Raw genomic sequence first — 24,488 nt, forward strand, 5'->3', positions numbered from 1 at the left:
ACGGCGATTCCCTGCCCTTTGTTATTCGTTTTTCTGCTCGCAGGGTAACCCCGGCGATCCCGGTGTCAATCGGCGCTGCCGCATAGTGCCATGCTCGCCGACGACGCGCGATCAACGCGCAGGAGCTTGCTTCCGCTCCGCGAGCGCCGTCGCCATGGCCGAGATCAGGGGCCGCATGAAATAGGCTTCGTCGGCCGGCGAGACGTCCGTGCGCAAACCATGCGCGGTGAGCTCGCCCGAGACCGCCGGTCCTACCGACGCGATCAGCGTCCGCTCGAGACCTACGCGCAGCTTCGCCTCGCTGCCGTGGGCTTTCGCGGCTTCGATCAGCCGGCGGACCTGCCCGAGATTGGTCAGCGCGATGGAATCGATCCGCCCTTCGGCCATGTCGTCGATGGCGGTGACGATGTTGGCATCCGCCGCCTTGGAATCGTAGGCATAGGGCAGCACGCTATCGACCTCGGCCCCTTGCGCCGACAGCGCATCGGTCAGCGCGCTGTGGTCTTTGTCGGGATAGAGCTGGAGGCCGAGGCGATGCCCCTTCAGGTCGAGATTGCCCAACATCTCGATCACGCCCTCGGTGGTCGGCTTCTCCGTGGTCTGCTGCGCATCGAGCCCGACTTCGCGCAGTGCCTTGCCGGGCTTCGGGCCACGGGTGAATTTCCGCGATCCGGCAAGCGCCGCCACGAGGGCCTGATCGAGCCCTCGCGCGACGGCGAGCTTCATGATCCGCCGCAGCCCTTCGCCGGTCATCAGCACGAGATCGTCGAAGGGCTTGTCGATGGCACGGCGGATCCAGGCCTCGACCGGGGCGGGGTCCGGTGCATCCTGGATGGTGAACATCGGGCATTGCACGACCTCGGCGCCTTGCTCGGCCAGCAGCTTCGAAAACTGCGCCTCCTCGCGCGTTTCCAGGATCAGGATGCGGGTGCCGTTCAAGCGGTCGGCCATGAGCCTACTCCGGTCAGTCAAAGCAATGGTGCGTTCATCCTGACTCCACGGTCGGGATTGGCGCAAGGGTGGGGTCGGTGATAGAGCAGGGCGCAATCGCGGATCGTTCCGCAGCCGTTGCCCAAACCTTCATCAAGGCCATGCCAGATCATCAATATGTCCTGACCCTGTCCTGTCCGGATCGTCCCGGCATCGTCTCGGCGGTGTCGACCTTCCTGGCCCATAACGGACAGAACATTCTCGACGCCCAGCAGTTCGACGACATCGAGACCAACAAGTTCTTCATGCGGGTGGTGTTTACCGCCGCCGATCTCGCCGTGGAGCTGTCGGCGCTCCAGACCGGCTTTGCCGCGATCGCCGAGCGTTTCGGCATGGAATGGCAGATGCGAGATCGCGCCGCGCTTCGCAAGGTGATGCTGCTGGTATCGAAATCCGACCACTGCCTGGTCGACATCCTCTATCGCTGGCGCACCGGCGAGCTGCCGATGACTTTGGCCGCAATCGTCTCCAATCATCCGCGCGAGGTCTATGACGGGCTCGATTTCGGCGGGGTTCCATTCCACTATCTGCCTGTTACGAAAGAGACCAAGCGCGATCAGGAGGCGCAGATCCTCGACCTCGTCGCCAAGACCGGGACGGATCTCGTCGTGCTTGCCCGCTATATGCAGATATTGTCGGACGATCTCTCGGCAAATCTGTCGGGACGCTGCATCAACATCCACCACTCATTCTTGCCGGGTTTCAAGGGCGCAAAACCCTATCACCAGGCCCATGAGCGTGGCGTCAAGCTGATCGGCGCTACCGCGCATTACGTCACGCGCGACCTCGACGAGGGCCCGATCATCGACCAGGACGTCGAGCGCATCAGCCATCGCGACACGCCTGAGGATCTCGTCCGCAAGGGCCGCGACATCGAGCGCCGCGTGCTCGCGCGCGCGATCCGCTACCATCTCAACGACCGCGTCATCCTCAACGGCCGCAAGACCGTGGTGTTTGTGGATTGATTTGCTTCACTTCTCGCCGCAGCCGCGAGGCGGACGATTTAACGCACCGCGGTGCCGGGCGCTGAGCCCGTTGCGCCCTTCTGCGCCTGCTCTTCCTTTTCGCGATCCGCTGCCGGCATCAGCCGCTTGCGCTCGCGCTCCTTCATGTAGGCATCGTATTGCGGCGTGCCCGCCCGCGGCGGCGCGTCCGCCGGTAAGCCGCCGGCCCATTGCGGGACGTAGTCGCCCATGCCGGACGAGAGCTTTTCGTTGACGGTGCCGCAGCCGGACAGGCCCGCGGAGAGCGCGAGGAGGATCAGGAGGGAACAAGAGGATCTGGGCATTGTGCGGAGGGCGCGATGTCAGTCGTGTTGGACGCCAGGTTAGGCTGGCGCCCGGAGAGTAGCTTTCAACAAGGTAAAATAGACTTATTCGAGGTAGGTAACGAGCTACCGCAATATGCCGACCCCAGATCTTGCTGATGTTCAAATTCTGCAAACAAAAGACGAAATCCTCCATCTACCCGGCTAGCTGCGCTCCTACACTGGGGCAAGGGCTCCCGAGAAAGCGGCTTGATTTGCAAAGAAGCTTTTTCGTTGACAGGTCCATTTTGTTTGTACAATCGTACAAATGAAAGCGACCGCGGTCACGATGCCAGGTTGCCCCACGTGACCCGATATCGCTTCTGCCGTCGGCAATCGGAACGCTCGGCTTGCGCCGAATGGTCGCCAAACGTCCGATTGACAATAAGGGCGCGAAAGACGCCATGTGGCGCGCGACATCACGCGTGCGTGAGCTAAACTTAAGGCAAGGACCGGGCACTCGGTCCGGCGCACAAGAGATCAGGAATGAAGGGGAGGGACATCTGATGTTCGAACGCAAACAACTGTCTCGTACGACTATTTGGGCCGCTGCAGCTACCGCCATCGCGGGCCTTGCGGCCATCGCTCCGGCCAGGGCTGAGGACAGCGTCAAGGTCGGCCTGATCCTGCCGATGACTGGCGGCCAGGCCTCGACCGGCAAGCAGATCGAGAACGCGATCAAGCTCTACATGCAGCAGAAGGGCGACACCGTCGCCGGCAAGAAAATCGAGATCATCCTCAAGGACGATGCTGCGATTCCGGACAAAACCAAGACCGCCGCGCAGGAGCTGATCGTCAACGACAAGGTCCATTTCATCGCCGGCTTCGGCGTGACGCCGGCCGCGCTCGCGGCGGCGCCGCTGGCCACGCAAGCCAAGATCCCGGAAGTCGTGATGGCAGCCGGCACCTCCATCATCACCGAGCGCTCGCCCTACATCGTGCGCACTAGCTTCACGCTGGCGCAATCCTCCACCATCATCGCCGACTGGGCGGTGAAAAACGGCATCAAGAAGGTGGCGACCCTGACCTCGGACTACGCGCCGGGCAATGACGCGCTCAACTTCTTCAAGCAGAACTTCACCGCTGGTGGCGGCGAGGTGGTCGAAGAGGTGAAGACGCCGCTTGCCAATCCGGATTTCGCGCCGTTCCTCCAGCGTATGAAGGATGCCAAGCCTGACGCGATCTTCGTGTTCGTGCCGGCCGGCCAGGGCGGCAACTTCATGAAGCAGTATGCCGAGCGCGGGCTCGACAAGGCCGGCATTAAGGTGATCGGACCGGGCGACGTGACCGACGACGATCTCCTCAACAACATGGGCGACGCCGTGCTGGGCACTGTCACCGCGCACCTCTATTCGGCGGCGCATCCCTCGCAGATGAACAAGGATTTCGTCGCGGCCTACAAGAAGGCGTACGGAAACCGGCCGGGCTTCATGGCAGTGAGCGGCTATGATGGCATTCACCTGATCTACGAGGCGTTGAAGAAGACCAATGGCGACACCGACGGCACCAAGCTGGTCGAAGCCATGAAGGGCCAGAAGTGGGAGAGCCCGCGCGGGCCGATCTCGATCGACCCCGAGACCCGCGACATCGTGCAGAACATCTACATCCGGAAGGTCGAGAAGGTCGACGGCGAGCTCTATAACGTCGAGTTCGCGACCTTCGAGGCCGTCAAGGATCTCGGCAAGACTAAGAAGTAACGCACGAAAGCGCGTCATCCCCGAGCGCGCATCGGGGATCTCGCCCGCCACTCTCGTCATGACCGGGCTTGACCCGGGCAACCACGCGAGAGCCGAACCAAGAACGTGGATGGCCGGGACAAGCCCGGCCATGACGATAACTCCAAGCTGAGACGATGACCTCAATCCTCACCAACCTGTTCGATGGCGTTGCCTACGGCATGCTGCTGTTCGTGCTGGCTTGCGGGCTCGCGGTCACGCTCGGCTTGATGAACTTCGTCAACCTCGCCCATGGCGCCTTCGCCATGGCCGGCGGCTATGTCTGCATGGTGCTGGTCAACCGGATGGGCTGGCCATTCTTCGCTGCATTGCCGCTTGCCTTCGTCTCCTCTGCTGCGATCGGCATCGTGCTCGAGCGCACGCTGTACCGACACCTCTATGCGCGCAGCCATCTCGATCAGGTGCTGTTCACGATCGGCCTCACGTTCATGTCGGTCGCGGCCGTCGACTACATCCAGGGCTCCTCGCGGGTCTTCATCAACTTGCCGGCAGCGCTCCAGGGCCAGTTCGACGTGTTCGGCGTCGGCATCGGCCGCTACCGCCTGATGATCATCGTGATCTGCGGGCTGCTCACCATTGGTCTCCAGATGGTGCTGGCCAAGACGCGGTTCGGCAGCCGTCTGCGCGCCGCGGTCGACGATCCCCGCGCCGCGAGCGGCCTCGGCATCAACGTGCCGCAGGTGTTCGCTTTCACATTTGCCTTTGGTTGCGGCCTGGCTGGTCTCGGCGGCGCGCTGAGTGCCGAAATCCTCGGCCTCGACCCGTACTTTCCGCTGAAGTTCATGATCTACTTCCTGATCGTGGTCACCGTGGGCGGCTCGTCCTCGATCACCGGCCCGTTTCTGGCCTCGCTGCTGCTCGGCATCGGCGACGTCGCTGGCAAATATTACGTCCCGAAGATGGGGCCTTTCGTGATCTACACCATGATGATCGTGATCCTGATCTGGCGCCCGAACGGTCTGTTCGGCCGCACGGCCGCGCGTTGAGTTCGCCGATGAGCGCCTCCTCCGACGTCGGCTATCACGCCCAGCGCAAGGCCCGCTGGCATTATGGCGAGGCCGCTTTCTGGCTGATCGTGCTGGCCTGCGGCTTCGTATTTCCCACGCGTTATTTGATCATGACGGACATCCTGCGGCTCGCGCTGTTTGCGATGTCGCTCGATCTGATCCTCGGCTACGCTGGCATCGTCTCGCTCGGCCATGCCGCCTTCTTCGGCGTCGGCGCCTACGCGGCAGGGCTTCTTGCGCTGCACGGAATCATCAACGAACCCGTGCTTGCGCTTGTCGTCGCCGGCCTTGTCGCGATGGTGCTCGGATTCGCCACCAGCTTCCTCGTGATCCGCGGCGTCGACCTGACGCGGCTGATGGTGACGCTCGGCATCGCGTTGTTGCTCGAGGCGCTGGCCGAACGCTTCTCCAACATCACCGGCGGCACCGACGGCCTGCAGGGTATCGAGATGCAGCCGATCTTCAGTGAGATCCCATTCGATATGTTCGGCAAGACCGGCTTCTTCTATTCGCTCGCCGTTCTGTTCCTGTTGTTCCTGTTCGCCCGCCGCGTCGTGCATTCCCCGTTCGGACTGTCATTGCGCGCGATCAAGAACAACCCGCTGCGCGCGGCCGCTATCGGCATCCCCGTCAACCGCCGCTTGATTGCGATCTACACGCTCGCAGCGTTCTATGCCGGCATCGCAGGCGCGCTGTTCACCCAGACCACTGCGATCGCCTCGCTCGACGTGTTCTCCTTCGAGCGCTCGGCGGACCTGATGCTGGTGCTCGTGATCGGCGGCACCGGCTATCTCTACGGCGGGCTGATCGGCGCAGTGCTGTTTCGAATGCTGCAGGAATTGTTCTCCACCATCACCCCGCAATACTGGCAGTTCTGGATCGGCCTCGTGCTCGTCGTGATCGTCCTTGTCGGCCGGCAGCGACTGCATCGCTGGATGCTGTATGTGCCCAATCTGGTCATCAGGCAGATAGCCGGGCGCAAGGCCGTCGTCGCCGTACCGGAGAGCGACGCATGATCATTGCGCTCGAAACCCAAAGTCTCGAAAAGCAGTTTGGCGGTCTGCGTGTCACTCGCGACTTGTCGCTAAAAATCGAACAAGGCGCCCGTCACGCGCTGATCGGCCCGAACGGCGCCGGCAAGACCACGGTCATCAACCAGCTCACCGGCGTGCTCAAGCCGAACTCGGGCCGCATCCTGCTCGAAGGGCAGGACATCACGGATCTGCCCGTGCACAAGCGCGTCTTGCGCGGCTTGTCGCGCACCTTCCAGATCAACCAGCTCTATCCCGACCTGACTCCGCTCGAGACCATCGGTCTCGCTGTCTCCGAGCGCCTCGGCCATGGCGGCGACTGGTGGCGGCGGATGGGCACGCGCAGCGACGTCAACGGCGAGATCGCCGACCTCCTGACGCGCTTTCACCTGCTCGACGTCATGAACGAACAGACCGTGACGCTGCCTTACGGCAAGCAGCGCCTGCTCGAGATCGCGGTCGCGATCGCCGCCAAGCCGCGCGTGCTGCTGCTGGACGAGCCCGCTGCCGGCGTGCCCGAGAGCGAGCGCCACGACATTCTTGCCGTCGTAGGCAGCCTGCCGCGCGACGTCACCGTGCTGCTGATCGAGCACGACATGGACCTGGTGTTCTCCTTCGCCGACCGCATCTCTGTCCTGGTCTCAGGCGCGCTGCTCACCGAAGGTCCGCCCGAGCAGGTTGCGCGCGACCCGCAGGTCAAGGCGGTCTATCTCGGCGAGGAGGCGGTCAATGTCTGACCTGCTCGCGATCGACTCGCTTCGAGCCGGCTACGGCGAGGCCGTGGTGCTGCCGAACATGTCGCTGCGTCTAGCCGAAGGTCAGGTGCTGGCGCTGTTGGGGCGCAACGGCACCGGCAAGACCACGCTGATCAACTCCATCGTCGGCGTCACCCGTCGCTTCTCCGGCACTGTCGGGCTGGGTGGTACCGACGTCACGACCTTGCGGCCGGACCAGCGGGCGCGCGCCGGGATTGGCTGGGTGCCGCAGGAGCGCAACATCTTCCGCTCTCTCACGGTGGAGGAGAACATGTCCGCAGTGGCCCAGCCCGGCGCCTGGACCGTCGAGAGGGTTTACGAGATGTTCCCGCGGCTGAAGGAGCGGCGTAGCAATTTCGGCAACCAGCTCTCCGGCGGCGAGCAGCAGATGCTGGCGATCGGCCGCGCGCTGACCCTCAATCCGAAAGTGCTTCTCCTGGACGAGCCGACCGAGGGCCTTGCCCCCATCATCGTCGAGGAGCTCTTGAAAGCGATCGGGACCATCACGCGGGGGGGCGGCATCTGCTCGATCATCGTCGAGCAGAATGCCCAAAAGATTCTGGGGCTGGCCGACCGTGTTGTGATATTGGAGCGCGGAACGATCGTCCACGACGCCCCGAGCGCCGCGCTGAAGGCCGACCCGTCGGTCCTCGAGCGCCACCTCGGCGTCGCAGGGGCGGCGGCCCACTAAAAATAACTGGGAGTAAGAAATGCAGCGAACCAAAGCCCCCTTCCGCGCCGACGAGGTCGGCAGCCTCCTGCGTCCCGCCAAGATCAAGGAAGCCCGCGCCAGGCTGGAGAAGGGCGAGATCTCGGCCGACGATCTGCGCAAGATCGAGGACATGGAGATCGAGAAGGTCGTGCATAAGCAGGCCTCGCTCGGCCTGAAGCTCGCGACCGACGGCGAATTCCGCCGCTCCTGGTGGCATTTCGACTTCCTGGCCAAGCTCACCGGCTGCGAAATGTTCCACCCCGACACGGGCATCCAGTTCGCGGGCGTCGAGACGCGGCATGACGCGGTGCGGGTGATCGGCAAGCTCGATTTCCCCGATGACCACCCGATGCTGGATCACTTCCGCTTCCTGAAGAAGGTCGCCGACCAGGCCCACGTCACCGCCAAGATGACGATCCCTTCGCCGGCGGTGCTGCACTTCCGCGGTGGCCGCAAGGCGATCTCCAAGGACGTCTATCCCGATCTCGACGCCTTCTACGAAGACCTCGGCAAGACCTACCGCAAGGCCGTGAAGGCGTTCTACGACGCCGGCTGCCGCTATCTCCAGTTCGACGACACCGTGTGGGCCTATCTCTGCTCGCCGGACGAACTGCAGAAGGCGCGGGAGCGGGGCGACAATCCCGAGGGTCTCCAGCAGATCTATGCGCGCGTCATCAACTACGCGCTGGCCGAGAAGCCCGCCGACATGGTGGTGACGACGCATGTCTGCCGCGGCAATTTCCGTTCGACCTGGATTTCGTCAGGCGGCTACGAGCCGGTTGCCGAGACCATGCTCGCCGGCACCAATTACGACGGCTATTTCCTTGAATATGACAGCGACCGTGCCGGTGGCTTCGAGCCGCTGCGCTTCCTGCCCAAGGGCAACAAGGTCGTCGTGGTCGGCGTCATCACCTCGAAGTTCGGTGAGCTCGAGAACAAGGACGCCATCAAGCGCCGTCTCGAGGAAGCCGCCAAGTTCGCCCCGCTGGAGCAGCTCGCCCTCTCCCCGCAGTGCGGTTTTGCATCGACGGAGGAGGGCAACGTCCTCTCCGAAGAGGAGCAGTGGGCCAAGCTCAGCCTCGCCGTCGAGATCGCAAAGGAAGTGTGGGGCAATTGAGCTCTACGCAGCCCGTCTCGTGAGTGACGGTTAACTGGTGCAACACCCTCGGTGTCGTCCCGGCGAAGGCCGGGACCCATACCCCAGGGAGATGTTGTGGCGCGAAGGCGGCAACTCCGAGTCTTCGCCAAACTACGTCCTGTGGTTATCGGTCCCGGCCTTCGCCGGGACGACACTGAGTATGAGCACGACGCTTCGCCTCACCGCAGCAGACACGCCCCCTCACTTCTCCGCCAGATAAACCTCGCCCAGTAGCGACGAGTTCGACCACGGCACCTGCTTGTTCTTCGTTGTCGACACCACCTCGGCCCGCACTCGCGTCAGCATCTGCTGCACTTCCAGGCCCGGCGTGCCGAGATGGCGCGAGAGCGCGGCGGAGAACGGCGAGTTGGCACCCTCGCCGTCGAGCGCGACCTGGCCCGGTGCAGTGGCGAAAGCGATCAGCGTGCCGGCGCCGAGCGTCGCACCGGCTCCGAGACTCGTTGGCGCCGCGAGGCCCGAGGCAGCCTCGATGGCGCGGTTGACGCCGGCTGATGCGACCTGCCGTGCCATCGGATTATTGCGGCAGGCATCGAAGATCAAAATGTTGGTGCGGACCTGGTCGTCGAGGCCGGCCATGATCGTGTCCATGTCGATCATCGCGTCCGTCATCCTCGCACCCGGCTTGAGTTCGACGTCGACGGGAATGAGATAGTTGCGGCCGTCGACCTGCACACCGTGGCCGGCATAGTAGACCACCACGACCTGCGCTCGCGCCGCCTCCCGCAAGAAGTCACGCGTCATCTTTTGCATCGCCGCGCGGTCGAGATCGACGCCTTCCGACACGGTGAAGCCGATGTTGCGCAGGCTCTTCGCAACGGCGCGCGCGTCATTGGGCGGATTGGGTAGCGCCTTGACATGCGCATAGGCGCCATTGCCGATGATCAGCGCCATGCGCGTGCCACGCGCAGCTGGAGCAGGCGAGGGGGGCGACGCGGGACCCGTCTGCTGGGGAGCCGGCGCCTGTGCCGGCTCCGTCGTCGGTGACGGCGCATCGCGCGGGATCGGCACGCTTGCGTCGGTGACCAGCGACAGCCGCACCTTTGCGGTGGCCTGATTGGCCTTGCTGCCGGCATCGGAAGCCGCGATCGCCAGCGACGCCTTGTAGTCGTCCCTCGCGTGCGCGTAGTCGCCTTTCGCCTCATAGGCTAGCGCGCGATGGGTGTAGCCTGAGATCAGCACGCTGTTCGGCGGCGTCATGATATTGACTGGCGGCTTCTCTTTCGCGAGCCGGATCGCTTCGCTGCCGTCGGCAATCGCGCGATCGTAATCGCCTCTGACACGCCAGACCGCAGTCCGGTTGATCAGCGGCTGCGGCAGCGTCGGGTCGAGCCGGATCGCCTGGTTGATGTCGGCCAGTGCGCCGTCGAGATCGCCAAGTGCCTCCTTCGCGATGCCGCGGTTCTGGTACGAGAATGCCGATTTGGGATCAGCTTTGATCGACATATCGTAATCGGCAATGGCCTTGGCGTAGTCGCCCTTGCCGCGCCAGGCATTGCCGCGATTGTGGAAGATGGTACCGCTCGGCGGGCCTAGCTTCAGCGCGTCGTCGAAATCGGCGATCGCAATCTCGTACTCGCCTCTGTCGTAGTAGGCCGATCCCCTGAGATTATAGGCCGCCTGGCTCGGCTGGAGCCGGATCGCTTCCGTGGCGTCGGTGATGACCTTTGGGTAATCGCCCTTCTTGTTCCAGCCTACCGCGCGCCAGAAGTAGACCGTCGCGAACTGCTCGCCTTTGAACACCTTCAGCGCAATGATCTTGGTGCAAGCGTCGATCATCTGGTCGGCCGGCGTGGTGTCGGTGGTGCAGAGCGGCCCAAGCTGGTTGCGTGCCTGCGCAAAAGCGGATGCCGACCACAGGGTTGCGGCGAGCACGAAGAGCGCGACGAGCAGGCGACGCATTGGCAGTGGTCCCGTTGAGGAGAGGCGTCTGTTTGTTGCCCGGCAGCGCGTGGTGGTTCACGGCCTCGCTATTGTCCACACGGCAAACCAGGTGGATGTATCCCTATTCCCTCAGTGGGCAGATTTTGCTAGGAGGCATTACCCAACCCTTCTGCCCACTGCGTCCCACTTCATGAAGAATGACGAAATCCTGAGCCAAATCACCGAGTTCTGCCGTAAGGCGGACATGGCGGAGTCGACGTTCGGCCGGCGCGCGGTGAACGATGGGAAGCTCGTGCACCGCCTGCGCGAGGGCAAGCGCATCACGATCGATACTCTGGACCGGATCCAGGCCTACATGGCCGCATCGATGGCCGGTGGCGTGCCGCCGCCGCGCGGACTTCAGGTGCCCCCGGAAAAGCGCGATCCGCGCGGCAATTTCCGCTTTTTCGAGAATCGCCAGAAATACCTGCTGTTCGTCCACACTTGCAGCGAGAAGCGGGTGGTCGCCGAGCGCGTGGCGCTGGAGCTTGCCAGCATCCATCCCCGGCCGCCGGCGCTGCGCGTGTTCGATGCCGGCGTTGGCGACGGCACGGTGCTGGCGCGCGTGCTGCGCTCGATGCATCAGCGCTTTCCGCACATGCCGTTCTATGTCGCCGGCAAGGAGCTCAGTCTCGAGGACCTCCGCCTGACGCTGGACAAGGTGCCGGATCGCATTTTCGAGCATCCGGCCTCGGTGTTCGTTTTTACCAACATGCTCTACGCGGAGGCGCCCTGGCTCACGCCGGCATCGCCTGCGGCGGCAGCCGCGACCGTCTGGCACGAGGTTCCCTTGCGGGGTGCTTCCTCGGGCGAGTTCGAGACGCAAATTACGGAATTGAAGCCGTTTTTGGAGCAAAACTGGCGCGCGGCGGTCAGCCCGCGCACGGGGATGCCGCTCTATGAGCGGCCTGTCGTGCTGGTGCTCTACCGTGAAGACCAGCGGTTTCTGCTCGATTCGACCATTCCACGGCCGGGCCAGGCCGAAGCAAATTTCGACCTCGTTATTGCATCCCAGCCATACCGCGCGCTGTCTTCGGTTAATTTCAGGGCGAAACGGATCATTGCGCCCCTGGCGCGGGCCTTGCGGGCAGGCGGCCGCCTGATCGGAATTCACTCCCACGGCCAGGATCCGGGCATGGAGATGATCCAGGCGATCTGGCCTGGAGAAAATCCTTTCTCGGTGAGCCGTCATGAGCTATTGCGCGCGGTGAAGTACGAGCTCGGCTCGGTGGGCCGCGACTTAAATTTTAATGCTTATGCAGATAACCGCTCGATCTTCAGGTATGATATGGAAGCGCTGCCCAACGAGGTGACAGGCACTATCGGAACCTCGACGGCCTTTGCAGCCTGGAATGCGGCGGTGTATGTCGCTCAGATTGAGGACGACCGGTTGACGGAAATGACTCAAAACGGCCGCACTCTGGATGCCGCCAGGGACGTGCTGCGAAAGTACAATGGGCTCTGGTTTCTCGACGAATCCTACGTCATCTCGCGCCGGCGTGATTGACATCATTCAAAGCTAAATATCGCAACGCCCGCCAGCTAGCGGCGGAACAAGGGGTTACTGATGCGCGCGTCCTATCTCTTCACCAGCGAGTCCGTGTCCGAAGGCCATCCGGACAAGGTGTGCGACCGGATCTCCGACGAGATCGTCGATCTGTTCTACCGCGAAGGACCGAAAGCCGGCATCGATCCCTGGCAAATTCGCGCCGCCTGCGAAACGCTCGCGACCACCAACAAGGTCGTGATCGCCGGTGAGACCCGCGGTCCTGCGTCCGTCACCAACGAGCAGATCGAAGGCGTCGTCCGCGCCGCGATCAAGGACATCGGCTACGAGCAGGAAGGTTTCCACTGGCAGAAGGCGGACATCGAGATCCTGCTGCATCCGCAGTCCGCCGACATCGCGCAGGGCGTCGATGCGCTGCAGCCGGGCGAAGTCAAGGAAGAGGGCGCTGGCGACCAGGGCATCATGTTCGGCTACGCCACCAACGAGACGCCCGATCTGATGCCGGCGCCGATCTTCTACGCCCACAAGATCCTCCGCCTCATCTCCGAAGCGCGCCACTCGGGCCGCGAGAAGGTGCTGGGCCCGGACTCCAAGAGCCAGGTCACGGTGCAGTACGAGAACGGCAAGCCGGTCGGCGTGCGCGAGATCGTGGTGTCGCACCAGCATCTGGTCGAGGACATCTCGTCCAAGCAGATTCGCGACATCGTCGAGCCCTATGTGCGCGAGGCGCTGCCGAAGGACTGGATCACGGCGAAGACGATCTGGCACATTAACCCGACCGGCAAGTTCTACATCGGCGGTCCCGACGGCGATTCCGGCCTGACCGGCCGCAAGATCATCGTCGACACCTACGGTGGTGCGGCCCCGCACGGCGGCGGCGCGTTCTCCGGCAAGGATCCGACCAAGGTCGACCGCTCCGCGGCTTACGCTGCCCGCTACGTCGCCAAGAACATCGTGGCGGCCGGTCTTGCGGATCGCTGCACGCTGCAGCTCGCCTACGCCATCGGTGTGGCGCGTCCGCTGTCGATCTACATCGACACCCACGGCACCGGTAAGGTGTCGGAGGATCAGCTCGAGAAGGCCGCCGCCAAGGCGATGGATCTCACCCCGCGTGGCATCCGCAGCCATCTCGATCTCAACCGCCCGATCTACGCGCGCACTTCGGCTTACGGCCATTTCGGCCGCACGCCCGACAACGAGGGCGGTTTCTCCTGGGAGAAGACCGATCTCGTCGAAGCGCTCAAGCGCGCGGTCTGATCGCCGACGTCATTCCCGGGACGCCGCGACAGCGGCGAACCCGGAATTCTTCCATCGTATCGAGATTCCGGGCTCGCCTCTCCAGGGCGACCCGGAATGACCAATTCAACAACAGGACGCCCGCAATGAACGCGAAGCCCGGCTTCACCGATTACATCGTCAAGGACATTTCGCTCGCCGATTTCGGCCGCAAGGAGCTCTCGCTCGCCGAGACCGAGATGCCCGGCCTGATGGCCACCCGCGAGGAGTACGGCCCGAAGCAGCCGCTGAAGGGCGCGCGTATCGCGGGCTCGCTGCACATGACGATCCAGACCGGCGTGCTGATCGAGACGCTGGCAGCGCTCGGCGCCGACATCCGCTGGGTCTCCTGCAACATCTATTCGACGCAGGACCACGCCGCGGCGGCAATCGCAGCCGCCGGCATTCCGGTATTCGCCGTCAAGGGTGAGAGCCTTACCGAGTATTGGGACTACACCGCCAAGCTGTTCGACTGGCACGGCGGCGGTCACCCGAACATGATCCTCGACGACGGCGGCGACGCCACCATGTACGTCCATCTCGGCCTGCGCGCCGAGAACGGCGACACCAAGTTCCTGGACAAGCCGGGCTCGGAAGAAGAGGAAGTCTTCTTCGCGCTTCTGAAGAAGCAGCTCAAGGAGAAGCCGAAGGGCTACTTCGCCGAGATCGCCAAGAGCATCAAGGGCGTTTCCGAGGAAACCACCACGGGCGTGCATCGTCTCTATGACATGCAGAAGGCCGGCACGCTGCTATGGCCGGCCATCAACGTCAACGACAGCGTCACCAAGTCGAAGTTCGACAACCTCTATGGCTGCCGTGAATCGCTGGTCGACGGCATCCGCCGCGGCACCGACGTGATGATGTCCGGCAAGATCGCGATGGTTGCGGGCTTCGGCGACGTCGGCAAGGGTTCGGCCGCCTCGCTGCGCCAGGCCGGCTGCCGCGTCATGGTCTCCGAAGTCGATCCGATCTGCGCACTGCAGGCGGCGATGGAAGGCTATGAAGTCGTGACCATGGAAGACGCCGCGCCCCGCGCCGACATCTTCGTCACCGCGACCGGCAACAAGGACATCATCACGATCGAGCATATGCGCGCGATGAAGGATCGCGCCATCGTCTGCAACATCGGTCACTTCGACAACGAGATCCAGATCGCGGGTCTGCGCAACCTGAAATGGACCAACATCAAGCCGCAGGTCGACGAGATCGAATTCCCCGACAAGCATCGCATCATCATGCTGTCGGAAGGTCGCCTCGTGAACCTCGGCAACGCGATGGGCCATCCGTCCTTCGTGATGTCGGCCTCCTTCACCAACCAGACGCTGGCGCAGATCGAGCTTTTCGCCAACAACAAGGACGGCAAGTACAAGAAGGAAGTGTACGTGCTGCCGAAGTCGCTCGACGAAAAGGTCGCGCGCCTGCACCTCGCCAAGATCGGCGTCAAGCTCACCGAGCTGCGCAAGGACCAGGCCGACTACATCGGCGTCAAGCAGGAAGGTCCTTACAAGTCGGACCATTACCGGTACTGATCCGCTGATCGTATCCATTATCGACGCAAAGCCCCGGAGCGATCCGGGGCTTTGTTGTTTTGAGCGCGACGCACCTGCTTCCTCGCGGTTGTGTCAGGCCGATTGCCAGTTGACGAGCGGCGATCCCGGTCAGACAATCCTCGGCTGCGGAGGAAACAATGGCTCAAGACCATTTCGACGTGCTGATCGTCGGTGCCGGCCTGTCCGGCATCGGCGCGGGCTTCCACCTGCAGACCAAATGCCCGGGCAAGAGCTATGTCATCCTCGAGGGCCGCGATTGCATCGGCGGCACCTGGGACCTGTTTCGCTATCCCGGCGTCCGCTCCGACAGCGACATGTTCACGCTGGGCTATTCCTTCAAGCCCTGGACCGATCCGAAGGCGATCGCTGACGGCGCGCAAATTCTCAACTACGTTCGCGAAACCGCAGCCGAGAACGGCATCGAGAAGCACATCCGCTTCCACCATCGCGTCAAGCGTGCGGCGTGGTCGACGAGTGAGGCGAGCTGGACCGTCGAGGCCGAGCGCATCACCGGCGACGGCGCGACCGAAACCGTGCGTTTCACCTGCAATTTCCTGTTCATGTGCTCGGGCTATTACAAATACGAGGCGGGCTACACGCCGGAGTTTCCGGGCGTCGCGGATTTCGCCGGCCGCATCGTGCATCCGCAGAAATGGACCGACGACATCGACTGCGCCGGCAAGCGCGTCGTCGTGATCGGCTCGGGCGCGACCGCGGTGACGCTGGTGCCGGAGCTCGCCAAGACGGCCGCGCAGGTCACCATGCTCCAGCGCTCGCCGACCTATGTGGTGTCGCGCCCGGCGCAGGATCCCGTCGCCAACAAATTGCGGCGCAATCTGCCGACGCGGCTTGCCTATCACCTGATCCGCTGGCGCAACGTGATGTGGGGGATGTTCTTCTTCCAGCTCAGTCGGCGCCGCCCTGCGAAGGTGAAGGAGCTGGTTCTCAAGGGCGTGCAGATGGCGCTCGGCCCCGACTACGACGTCGCGACCCATTTTACGCCGCGCTACAATCCCTGGGACCAGCGACTCTGCCTCGTGCCGGATGGCGATCTGTTCAAGGCGATCCGCGAGCAGCGCGCGTCCGTGGTCACCAAAGAGATCGACACGTTCACGCGCGACGGCATCCGGCTGAAGGACGGCAGCGAGCTTGCGGCGGACATCATCGTGACCGCGACGGGACTGGTGCTCCAGGTCGTCGGCGGGTTGGAGGTGATCGTCGACGGCCGCGCCGTCGATTTCGCCAACACGCTGACCTACAAGGGCATGATGTATGCGGACGTACCTAACATGGCCTCCGCCTTCGGCTACACCAACGCATCGTGGACGCTGAAATGTGATCTCACCTGCGAATATGTCTGCCGTCTCATCAACTACATGGACCGGCATAATTTCCGTCAGTGCATGCCGCACAATGACGACCCCACGATCACTGCGCAGCCATCGCTCGATTTCACCTCGGGCTATGTGCAGCGCTCGGTCGCAAAGATGCCGAAGCAAGGCTCGAAGCAGCCGTGGCGACTCTACCAGAACTACGCGCTCGACATCGTCTCGTTGCGGTTCGGCCGGATCGACGACGGCGTGATGCAATATTCCTGATCGCAACGATTTCGGCGTTATATGCCTTGCGGGTGGTAAGCGGCAGCGCAAGATCAATCGCGAGTGCGAGCACCACGGCGCCGCCGCCCAGCGCGAACAGGATGAGATAATCGCCGCCGGTCTGCGCATAGATCCAGGAGAAGCCGTAGGCCGCGGCCGCCTGGAACAGCGCAAAGCTGGTTGTGGCATGGCTCCATGTCGTGCGCTGCTGCTCGGTCGAATGTGGGACCAGCTCATGGATGCGTCCGAGCACGAGCGGTACAATGCCGGGTGTGAAGCCGCCGACCACCACGCTCGACACGATCAGCGAGAGAGGCGCGGTACTGACGGTCGGGAGCAGCACGGCGGCCGCCTCGATCAGGAACGCGGCGCGCAGCGCGGGTCCAAACCCGGCGCGGTCGCCGAGATGACCGGTGACCAGCGGGCCGACAATTGCGCCAAGGCCATAGAGCACCCAATAGTGCGATCCCGCGGCGATACCGTGGCCGAGGCCGCGCGCGACAAAGTCTACGATGAAGACCATGTGCGGCACCAGCGCAACCGCGTTGAGGCCGTATTGGACGAGCAAGCCGCGAACAACGGGCGAAGCGTGGTCGTGCTTCGCGCGATACGATGGCACGGTATCGGCTTTGACTTCAGCAGGCCAGTTCCACCAGCTCACCAGCGTGAGCGTGCCCGAGAGCACGCCAAGGCCATACCAACTCTGTTGCAAGCCTTGCTGTAGCAGCAGTGGCACCAGCGTGCCCGATGCGGCCACGCCGAGCCCAACGCCCGCAAAGATCACGCCGCCGACGATGCCGCGCCTCACGGCCGAGGTATGCGGCAGAATGACGGAGGCCGCCAGCACCATGATGATTCCCCCGATGAGCCCCGACAGGAAGCGCCAGGCGAAGAACCAGGTGAACGACACCGGGGTTGAACTGGCAAAAAAGGAGAGGGGGGCGAGCAACATCATCGTCCGCACGGCACGGACGGCGCCGATGCGCGCGGCCACGGCCCGCGCCGCGAGCGCGCCGGCGAGATAGCCGGCCAGGTTAGCGGCACCGAGATAGACGACGTCTGACGCACCGAACCATTTCGCGGCGATCAGGGCCGGGATCAACGGCGTGTACGAAAAGCGCGCGAGGCCAAGTCCGACCAGCGATGCCGACAATCCTGCCACCGCATATCGCCAGGTTTGCCGGGAAGCTGCTTGTGATGCCGCTCCCGGCCGCCGCTGCGGCCGGGTATCGTGCTTGGGATTTGCATTGAGTTCGGTCATCTCATTCTCCTGCGCGCGCGATGGCGCGCGGATCAACCTGTCCGGGCGGCGCGGCGCCGCCGGAATTCCGGCACAGGCCGGCCGCCCCAGCCCCAGTTCTCGAGGTCGACCTCCTCGATCACGACAAAGGTGGAATCGAGCGGCTTGCCGAGCACGTCGAGCAGGAGCTCGCTCGATCCCTTGATCAACGCCGTCTTCTCCTCCGCCGTGAGCGAGGCCGTTCCCGGCGTCGTTCCTTCGCGAGTCACTTGAATGGTGACAATGGGCATATCGTCTCTCCTCTTGGCCTAATGGCCGGCGCTCTGGCCGCCGTCGACATGCAGGATCTCGCCGGTGACGAAGGAGGCACCCTCGAGATAGAGCACGGCGTCGACGATGTCGGACATCTCGCCCATATGGCCGACGGGATGCAGCGCATCGAGCTGGGCGTGCGTCGCGACGGGGTGCATCGGCGACTTGATGATGCCGGGCGACACCGCGTTCACGCGGATACCGCGCTTGGCATATTCGATCGCGAGCGACCTGGTCGCGGCGCTCAACCCACCCTTGCTCAGCGAGGCCAGCACCGAGGGCACATTCGAATTGGCCTGGTCAACCAGCGTGGTTGTGATCTGGACAACGTGGCCGGACCCCTGCTTCTCCATCTCGCCGATGGCAAGCTGCGTGACGTGGAAGAAGCCCGCGACGTTGGTGCCCATCACCGCCGCATAGTCCTCCGCCGTGTACTGCGTGAACGGCTTTGCGACGAAAATGCCGGCGTTGTTGACCAGCGTGTCGACACGGCCAAAGCGGGAGATGGCTTGCGAGACCACGCGCTCGGCGGTGCTCCGCTCGGCGATGTCGCCGGCAATGGCGAGGACATCGTCGTCGGCCGAGGGCTTGATGGAGCGCGCTGTCGCGACGACGCGATAATTGCGATCGCGAAAACCCTGGACCAGGGCGGCACCGATGCCCTGCGAAGCACCGGTGATGATGGCAACCTTCTGTTCGACACCCATGATGGGCTCCTGTTGTTGGCTTTCAGAACCTGCGCCAGCAGTGGCTGGCTTGGCGGATGAAATACGCCGCAGCGGGCCGGCTGCGAATATGCGCTGTCCGGCAGACACTCTTTCGCGGTGCGAACGAATGCCGCGCCGGCGCCAGCGGTGGTTGCTGCAGCGTGAGCGAACGCCTAGCTTGCAATCGGAGTTCGATGGGCTGGTGGGAGACGTATGGATCGTCTGGATGCGATGAAGGTGTTTGTCCTTGCGGTGGACGAGGGCAGCCTCGCGGCTGCGGGCCGCAAGCTCGGCCGTTCGCCGGCGGCGGTGAGCCGCGCCATTGCCTTCCTGGAGCAGCGGGTCGGTGCCGAGCTGCTGCACCGGACCACACGTTCCATCAAGCTGAGCGAGGAGGGCGAGCGCTATGTCTCGGTCTGTCGCCGCGTGCTCACCGAACTGGAGGAGGCCGACGATATCGCGGCCGGGCCGCGCACGGCACCCCGCGGCCTGCTCACGATCACTGCCCCTGTGGTGTCGGGCGAGATGGTGCTGCGGCCGATCCTCGATGCGTTTCTCGACGCCTATCCGACCGTGTCGGCAAAACTCCTGTTGTTCGATCGCGCCGTCAATCTGATCGAGGAGGGGGTCGATGTCGCGCTCCGCATCGGCCATCTCGCGGATTCAGCGATGGTCGCGCTGCGGGTCGGCGAGATCAGCCGCGTCGTGGTGGCATCACCACGCTATCTGAAGCAGCACCCGCGGATCACCGAGCCCGGCGATCTCGCCAAGCACCAGATCGTCGCGATGGCCCACCTTCCCAATTCGTGGACCTTTGCGCCGCAGGCCGGCTCGTCGGCTGCCCGTACGGTGCAGTTCACGCCGCGGCTCGTCGTCAACAGCACCTATGCGGCGGTAGCCTCGGCCGTCGCCGGCCGCGGCGTGGCGCGAATGTATTCGTATCAGGTGGGTGAGCAGGTCGCGCGCGGCGAGCTCGAGATCGTGCTGGCCGGCGACGAGGATCCCGAGATGCCCGCGCATTTGATCTGTCCGCAGGGCCGGCTCTCGGTGCCGAAGGTGCGGACCTTCACGGACTTTGCGGTGCCAAGGCTGAAGAAGCAGTTTGCTCAGCTCAAGAACGGCATCACGGCGCGGTGAGCCGCTGCGCACGGGCAATGCGTTGTTTTGCGTATACGGCCGCCCGGGTGAATCGGCCATGCTGCCCGAACGGTTAACGCCGGATTAACCGCGGAGTCCTAGCCTGTCTCGGCCGGGGTTACTTGCAAGGCCGAGGTGAGCCCAATGGAAGCCCAGAGAATCGCGGTCGACGCCGTCGTCGCGTTGACCGATTGCGACCGCGACGCCGTCATCGCATTCATCCGCCGCCTGTATCTCGCCGGCGTCACCGACCCCAAGCGCCTGACCTTCAAGGGTCTCCAGGCCCTGTCACGGGCGTGACCAGGGCCCCGTACAATCTATTTACTGGAGGGTCGGATCGCTGATCCGGATTGACGTGACGCGGTCCGCCTGCACTTCGAATGAGAAGGGCCATGGGTGATAGGTCCAGAGCTCGGTCTTCTCCAGCTCGCTCGGCCCGACATGGAAGGGGTCGCCGAACTGCGCCATCAGTTTCTCGGTGCTGCCGCCGAGATTGATGTAGTTGAAGCTGTGGCCGGGGGCCGGTGCCAGCCCGCTGACCGAAGCGCGATCACGCGGTTCGCTTTCACGGTTGCGGCGAGATAGGGAAACTGATCGGCCTTGCCGAGGAAGTACATATAATCCTGGCGTTGTTCGCCGGCGGCAGCTTGCGGTGCGGTTCGCCGAGCGCCACGCTCAGATATTCGCTGACGGCGCTGATCCTCGGCCTCATCGTGCTGTCGGCGTTGCGGTGATCGCGTTTGCATGGGGTGGCGAAGCAGACCGCCAGCATTCTTCTAATGACGGTGCTTGTGTCCTTCGGAGCTATCGGGCCGTTGGTAACCTCGCAGCTCCGCGTATCGCTGCATTTGGCTCTGATCGAGCAGGGCGGTTGTCGACAGATGATATTTGAGATGGCTTTCGCGGAGCAGTGCCTGGGTTTCCGAAATGGCAAGGAGGGCCGCCTTGAGTGACTCCGATGTCACGGCGCGGGTGAAGAAGAGCCGGTCCAATTCCGTTTCCTGCTCGAGCAGCTTGTTACCCAGCGGGACCGCCTCCTGCTTCATGGCATCGAAGAGGCGCTGAACCTGGATGCGCTGGTCCGCGGTCAAGTCAAGCCGATCACCTAGCTCAAGAACATGACTCGGACCGGGATATCCATTGAGCTCGGCGGCAAGCGCCAGGCCCATGCCACGTCCGGCTCGAAGATCGTCGATCTGCTGGTGCGACAGCGCCTTGATGGGGCGATGCTCAAGGCCAGCATAAGGCTGACTGGACTGCGCGCTGGCAACGTTGCACGAGACGATAAGCGTGGCTGCAAGCAGGAGAAGGCGTCTCATGAGTCTGGCTCCATGAAATCGGCCCGGTTCGTCGATCTCCACCGGTGCTCTCCGCGTATCTTGCTGGACAGTTCGCCCCATGGCAACAAAGAGTGCCGCGATTGAGTTGCCGAACATGGAGCAGGCGATGGCGTCCTTGCCGACCGCGAATACCGAGATCACGCTGTACTTTCGCCACTGGTTGGAAACCTTCGCGGGTTATGTCCGCGAGGTCGACTATGCTTCGGCGCGGCCGCTCTTCCATCCGGATGTGCTGGCCTTCGGCACCCACAACGACGTTATCCCCGGCCTCGACCAATGGGTCACGACGCAATGGGACAACGTCTGGCCGAAGACGTCCGACTTCCGTTTCGTCGTCGACCAGGCCTCGATGCTGGCATCGTCCGATGGCACAATGGCGACCGTGATCGTGCCGTGGACGAGCACAGGCTATCACCCCGACGGCAGCGCGTTTCCACGCCCGGGCCGGGCCACGATGGTGTTTTCAAGACATCGTGATGATTGGCTGTGCGTGCATTCCCACATGTCGCTCAATCGCGGTGTGCCGCAGGCAAGCCACGCTGATCGGCCGGTGAAGGCCCGGTAGATCGGCATCGTCGGCCATCGAAATGCAAAAGGCCCCGGACATGTCCGGGGCCTTCTTATTTGGAGTCGCCGTGAGCCTTACTCTGGCTGGCCGATCGAGACCTTCAGCGTACCGACGCCGTCGACGCCGCATTCGAGCTTGTCGCCGGGCTGGAGCTGCGACACGCCGGCCGGCGTGCCCGTCATGATGATGTCGCCGGCGGCGAGCTTCACCTGCTGCGAGAGCTGCCAGATGATCTCAGGCACGTTCCAGATCAGCTCGGTGAGGTCGCCTTTCTGCGCTTCCTTGCCGTTGACCGTGAGCCAGATCTTGCCCTTGGCAGGGTGGCCGATCTTCGATGCTGGCTGCACCGCGGAGCAGGGCGCCGAATAGTCGAACGACTTGCCGATCTCCCAGGGGCGCTCCTTCTTGCGCGAGGCGATCTGGAGGTCGCGGCGGGTCAAGTCGATGCCGACGGCATAGCCGTAGACATGGTCGAGCGCCCTGTCGGCGGGAATGTTGAGGCCGCCGCTCTTCATCGCGACGATCAGTTCGACCTCGTGATGCAAATCCTTGGTCAGCGGCGGATAGGGAATGGTGGCGCCGTCGGGCACCAGCATGTCGGCGTGCTTGGCGAAGAAGAACGGCGGGGCGCGCTCGTCATTACCCATCTCGCGGATGTGCTCGAGATAGTTGCGGCCGACGCACCAGATGCGGCGCACGGGATAACGGCCGCTTTCCCCGACGACGGGAAGCGAAGCCTGGGTCGGAAGCGGGATGACGTAGGAGGCGGCGTTCATAGTGCGATCTCGCTGCTCTTGAGGTGAAGGGAACTCTATGCGGTTGCGCTGATCGGCGCCAAAGCGCCGGCGTCGTGATGTTGCAGGCGGAAGAACGACGCATAGCGTCCGCCGCGGCGAAGCAGCTCGTCATGCCGGCCCTGCTCGACGATCTCGCCGCCCTCGACCACCAGGATCGCATCGGCGTGCATGATGGTGTGCAGGCGATGCGCGATCACGATGGTGGTGCGGTTCTGGCAGAGATGCTCGATCGCCTCCTGCACCTGCCGCTCGGACTCCGAATCGAGCGCGGCGGTGGCTTCGTCGAGCAGGATGATCGGCGCGTTCTTGATCAGCGCGCGCGCCACCGCGATACGCTGGCGCTGGCCGCCGGACAGTTGCGTGCCGTGCTCGCCGACGGGCGTGTCGTAGCCGAGCGGGAAGCCCATGATGAAATCATGCGCGCAGGCTGCTCTCGCTGCATCGATGATCTGGTCTTCGGTTGCGCCCGGCTTGCCGAAGGCGATGTTGCTGCGGATGGTGTCGCGGAACAGATAGACGTCCTGGCCGACATAGGCGGTCTGAGCCCGCAGCGATCTTCGCGAGACCGCGCCGATCGACTGGCCGTCGATCACGATGTCGCCTTGCGTCACCTCGTAGAAGCGCAGCAGCAACGCCAGCACCGTCGATTTGCCGCCGCCGGAGGGGCCAACCAATGCGGTGACCTTGCCGGGCTCGGCAACAAAACTCATGCGGTTGAGGACGGTCTCACCGTTGCGATAGGAGAAGCTGACGTCACGCAGCTCGATACGGGCAGTCGACAGTTTCAGCGCCGGCTTGTCGTCGTCGGAATGCTCGCTCGCGGGGCTGTCGACGACTTCGAGCAGCATGCGTGCGCCGACGAGCTGGCTGTTGAGGTCGATGTTGAGCCGCGCCAGCCGCTTGGCCGGCTCGGTCGCCATCAGGAAGGCGGTCATGAAGGAAAAGAACGCGCCGGGCGTGGCGTTGAGGGCGACCACGCTGTAGCCGCCATAGAGCAGGCAGCCCGCGACCGCGAAGCCGCCTAGCATCTCCATCAGGGGATTGGAGCGGTTGGCGACGCGGGCCATCTTGTTGGCATTGCGCTCGACGATCGCGATGTTCTCGTCGATGCGGCTCTGCATGGTGTCTTCGAGCGTGAACGCCTTCACCGTGCGGATGCCCTGCAGCGATTCCTGCATCGTCTCGAGAATGTCGGCGGTGCCGGTGAACTGGTTGTAGGCGAGGCCCTTGATGCGCTTGACCAGCTTGCGCAGCACCAGCATCGCCGGCGGCACGGCGACGAGGCCGATAAACGACATCACGGGATCCTGCCACACCATCACGCCGATCATGGCGAGCAGCATCATGAGGTCGCGCCCGACCGCATTGACCAGCATGTTGAGGACATCGGTGATGGACTTTGCGCCGGCCGTCAGCCGCGCCAGAAATTCCGACGAATGCCGCTCGGAGAAGAAGCCGACGCTCTCGCGCATCAGCTTGGCGAACAGCTGGCGCTGGTTGGTGGCGAGGATGGCGTTGGAGATCTTGGTCAGGATCACCATGTGGCCGTAAGTCGCCACGCCCTTGATGAAGAGCAGGATCACCGTGATGCCCGAGAACATCGCGATGCCCGGGATGTTCTTGTCGACATAGGCCTGGTTGATGACCTGGCCGAGCACGTAGGTCGCGCCCGCGGTCGATCCGGCGGCAAGCGCCATCAGCGCGAAGGCGACGAGATAGCGCCGCCAGTAGATGATCCCCTGTTCCGTGACCAGGCGGCGAATCAGCACCGCTGCCGCATAGGGATCGTCGGTGATTTTCTTTGGAAACTGAGCCATCCGCAGTCCATTGACGGCACAGGA

Annotated in this window: 23 protein-coding genes and 1 pseudogene; 14 read left to right on the forward strand and 10 right to left on the reverse strand. The window is 63.6% G+C overall.

Annotated features, from left to right (window positions below):
- Positions 1–111 precede the first annotated feature (111 nt).
- Positions 112–951, reverse strand: a complete 840-nt coding sequence (locus GWG67_RS14005) for a uroporphyrinogen-III synthase (protein ID WP_275169911.1) — start codon at positions 949–951, stop codon at positions 112–114.
- Positions 952–1,091: 140 nt separating this feature from the next.
- On the opposite strand from GWG67_RS14005, the gene purU reads away from it, so the two are divergent.
- Positions 1,092–1,955: a formyltetrahydrofolate deformylase gene (gene purU / locus GWG67_RS14010; RefSeq protein WP_275170195.1), complete on the forward strand. Its 864-nt coding sequence runs from the start codon at positions 1,092–1,094 to the stop codon at positions 1,953–1,955.
- A gap of 38 nt (positions 1,956–1,993) precedes the next feature.
- Here purU and GWG67_RS14015 read toward each other — a convergent pair whose 3' ends face one another.
- Positions 1,994–2,278, reverse strand: coding sequence for a hypothetical protein (locus GWG67_RS14015; RefSeq protein ID WP_275169912.1), 285 nt, complete (start codon positions 2,276–2,278; stop codon positions 1,994–1,996).
- Positions 2,279–2,802: 524 nt separating this feature from the next.
- Here GWG67_RS14015 and GWG67_RS14020 point away from each other — a divergent pair.
- The 6 genes from GWG67_RS14020 (at position 2,803) to GWG67_RS14045 (ending at position 8,654) form a co-directional block, all read left to right on the forward strand.
- A complete protein-coding gene (locus GWG67_RS14020) occupies positions 2,803–3,993 on the forward strand; it encodes an ABC transporter substrate-binding protein (RefSeq protein ID WP_275169913.1) in 1,191 nt (396 codons plus the stop codon).
- A 155-nt stretch (positions 3,994–4,148) separates the two neighbouring features.
- Complete coding sequence (locus tag GWG67_RS14025) at positions 4,149–5,018, forward strand: branched-chain amino acid ABC transporter permease (RefSeq protein ID WP_007612509.1); 870 nt, start codon at positions 4,149–4,151, stop codon at positions 5,016–5,018.
- Positions 5,019–5,026: 8 nt separating this feature from the next.
- Complete coding sequence (locus GWG67_RS14030) at positions 5,027–6,055, forward strand: branched-chain amino acid ABC transporter permease (protein WP_275169914.1); 1,029 nt, start codon at positions 5,027–5,029, stop codon at positions 6,053–6,055.
- Positions 6,052–6,807 (forward strand): ABC transporter ATP-binding protein, encoded by a 756-nt coding sequence (locus tag GWG67_RS14035; RefSeq protein ID WP_275169915.1) that lies wholly within the window; start codon positions 6,052–6,054, stop codon positions 6,805–6,807. The genes GWG67_RS14030 and GWG67_RS14035 overlap by 4 nt, the downstream gene beginning before the upstream one ends.
- A complete protein-coding gene (locus tag GWG67_RS14040; RefSeq protein ID WP_275169916.1) occupies positions 6,800–7,516 on the forward strand; it encodes an ABC transporter ATP-binding protein in 717 nt (238 codons plus the stop codon). Before GWG67_RS14035 ends, GWG67_RS14040 begins: the two co-directional genes overlap by 8 nt.
- A 19-nt stretch (positions 7,517–7,535) precedes the next feature.
- Complete coding sequence (locus tag GWG67_RS14045; protein ID WP_275169917.1) at positions 7,536–8,654, forward strand: cobalamin-independent methionine synthase II family protein; 1,119 nt, start codon at positions 7,536–7,538, stop codon at positions 8,652–8,654.
- A gap of 222 nt (positions 8,655–8,876) precedes the next feature.
- Here the strand turns inward: GWG67_RS14045 and GWG67_RS14050 are convergent, their stop codons facing one another.
- Positions 8,877–10,595 carry a caspase family protein gene (locus GWG67_RS14050; protein ID WP_275169918.1) on the reverse strand — a complete coding sequence of 573 codons (1,719 nt, stop codon included), beginning with the start codon at positions 10,593–10,595 and terminating at the stop codon, positions 8,877–8,879.
- Positions 10,596–10,767: 172 nt separating this feature from the next.
- On the opposite strand from GWG67_RS14050, the gene GWG67_RS14055 reads away from it, so the two are divergent.
- From GWG67_RS14055 to GWG67_RS14070, 4 genes are all read left to right on the forward strand, one after another.
- Positions 10,768–12,123, forward strand: coding sequence for a hypothetical protein (locus GWG67_RS14055; RefSeq protein WP_275170196.1), 1,356 nt, complete (start codon positions 10,768–10,770; stop codon positions 12,121–12,123).
- Between the two features lie 60 nt (positions 12,124–12,183).
- A complete protein-coding gene (gene metK / locus GWG67_RS14060) occupies positions 12,184–13,380 on the forward strand; it encodes a methionine adenosyltransferase (RefSeq protein WP_247290184.1) in 1,197 nt (398 codons plus the stop codon).
- A 125-nt stretch (positions 13,381–13,505) separates the two neighbouring features.
- Positions 13,506–14,927, forward strand: coding sequence for an adenosylhomocysteinase (gene ahcY, locus GWG67_RS14065; protein ID WP_275169919.1), 1,422 nt, complete (start codon positions 13,506–13,508; stop codon positions 14,925–14,927).
- Positions 14,928–15,085: 158 nt separating this feature from the next.
- Entirely contained in the window at positions 15,086–16,546 is a 1,461-nt protein-coding gene (locus GWG67_RS14070; protein ID WP_275169920.1) for an NAD(P)/FAD-dependent oxidoreductase, read from the forward strand.
- 22 nt (positions 16,547–16,568) lie between these two features.
- On the opposite strand, the pseudogene GWG67_RS14075 reads toward GWG67_RS14070, so the two are convergent.
- The 3 genes and pseudogenes from GWG67_RS14075 to GWG67_RS14085 all read right to left on the reverse strand — a co-directional run.
- Positions 16,569–17,807 (reverse strand): annotated as a pseudogene (locus GWG67_RS14075) (YbfB/YjiJ family MFS transporter); the annotation flags it as partial.
- A gap of 32 nt (positions 17,808–17,839) precedes the next feature.
- On the reverse strand, positions 17,840–18,076 hold the full coding sequence (locus GWG67_RS14080; protein ID WP_275169921.1) for a 4-oxalocrotonate tautomerase family protein: 237 nt from the start codon (positions 18,074–18,076) through the stop codon (positions 17,840–17,842).
- Between the two features lie 18 nt (positions 18,077–18,094).
- Positions 18,095–18,805: an SDR family NAD(P)-dependent oxidoreductase gene (locus tag GWG67_RS14085; protein WP_275169922.1), complete on the reverse strand. Its 711-nt coding sequence runs from the start codon at positions 18,803–18,805 to the stop codon at positions 18,095–18,097.
- A gap of 213 nt (positions 18,806–19,018) precedes the next feature.
- On the opposite strand from GWG67_RS14085, the gene GWG67_RS14090 reads away from it, so the two are divergent.
- Positions 19,019–19,942, forward strand: coding sequence for a LysR family transcriptional regulator (locus GWG67_RS14090; RefSeq protein ID WP_275169923.1), 924 nt, complete (start codon positions 19,019–19,021; stop codon positions 19,940–19,942).
- Between the two features lie 144 nt (positions 19,943–20,086).
- The gene (locus tag GWG67_RS14095) at positions 20,087–20,242 is read left to right on the forward strand and encodes a hypothetical protein (RefSeq protein WP_007612486.1); all 156 of its coding nucleotides are present in this window, start codon (positions 20,087–20,089) and stop codon (positions 20,240–20,242) included.
- A 21-nt stretch (positions 20,243–20,263) separates the two neighbouring features.
- On the opposite strand, the gene GWG67_RS14100 is transcribed toward GWG67_RS14095, so the two are convergent.
- Entirely contained in the window at positions 20,264–20,410 is a 147-nt protein-coding gene (locus tag GWG67_RS14100) for a hypothetical protein (RefSeq protein ID WP_275169924.1), read from the reverse strand.
- Between the two features lie 308 nt (positions 20,411–20,718).
- The gene (locus tag GWG67_RS14105) at positions 20,719–21,261 is read right to left on the reverse strand and encodes a hypothetical protein (protein ID WP_275169925.1); all 543 of its coding nucleotides are present in this window, start codon (positions 21,259–21,261) and stop codon (positions 20,719–20,721) included.
- A gap of 127 nt (positions 21,262–21,388) precedes the next feature.
- On the opposite strand from GWG67_RS14105, the gene GWG67_RS14110 reads away from it, so the two are divergent.
- Positions 21,389–21,847, forward strand: coding sequence for a nuclear transport factor 2 family protein (locus tag GWG67_RS14110; protein ID WP_275170197.1), 459 nt, complete (start codon positions 21,389–21,391; stop codon positions 21,845–21,847).
- Between the two features lie 77 nt (positions 21,848–21,924).
- Here the strand turns inward: GWG67_RS14110 and GWG67_RS14115 are convergent, their stop codons facing one another.
- Together GWG67_RS14115 and GWG67_RS14120 are read right to left on the reverse strand one after the other, a co-directional pair.
- Entirely contained in the window at positions 21,925–22,626 is a 702-nt protein-coding gene (locus GWG67_RS14115) for a fumarylacetoacetate hydrolase family protein (RefSeq protein ID WP_275169926.1), read from the reverse strand.
- Between the two features lie 35 nt (positions 22,627–22,661).
- Positions 22,662–24,464: an ABC transporter ATP-binding protein gene (locus GWG67_RS14120; RefSeq protein WP_275169927.1), complete on the reverse strand. Its 1,803-nt coding sequence runs from the start codon at positions 24,462–24,464 to the stop codon at positions 22,662–22,664.
- Positions 24,465–24,488 lie beyond the last annotated feature (24 nt).

Source organism: Bradyrhizobium sp. CSS354, from assembly GCF_029051725.1.
Classification (GTDB): Bacteria; Pseudomonadota; Alphaproteobacteria; order Rhizobiales; family Xanthobacteraceae; genus Bradyrhizobium.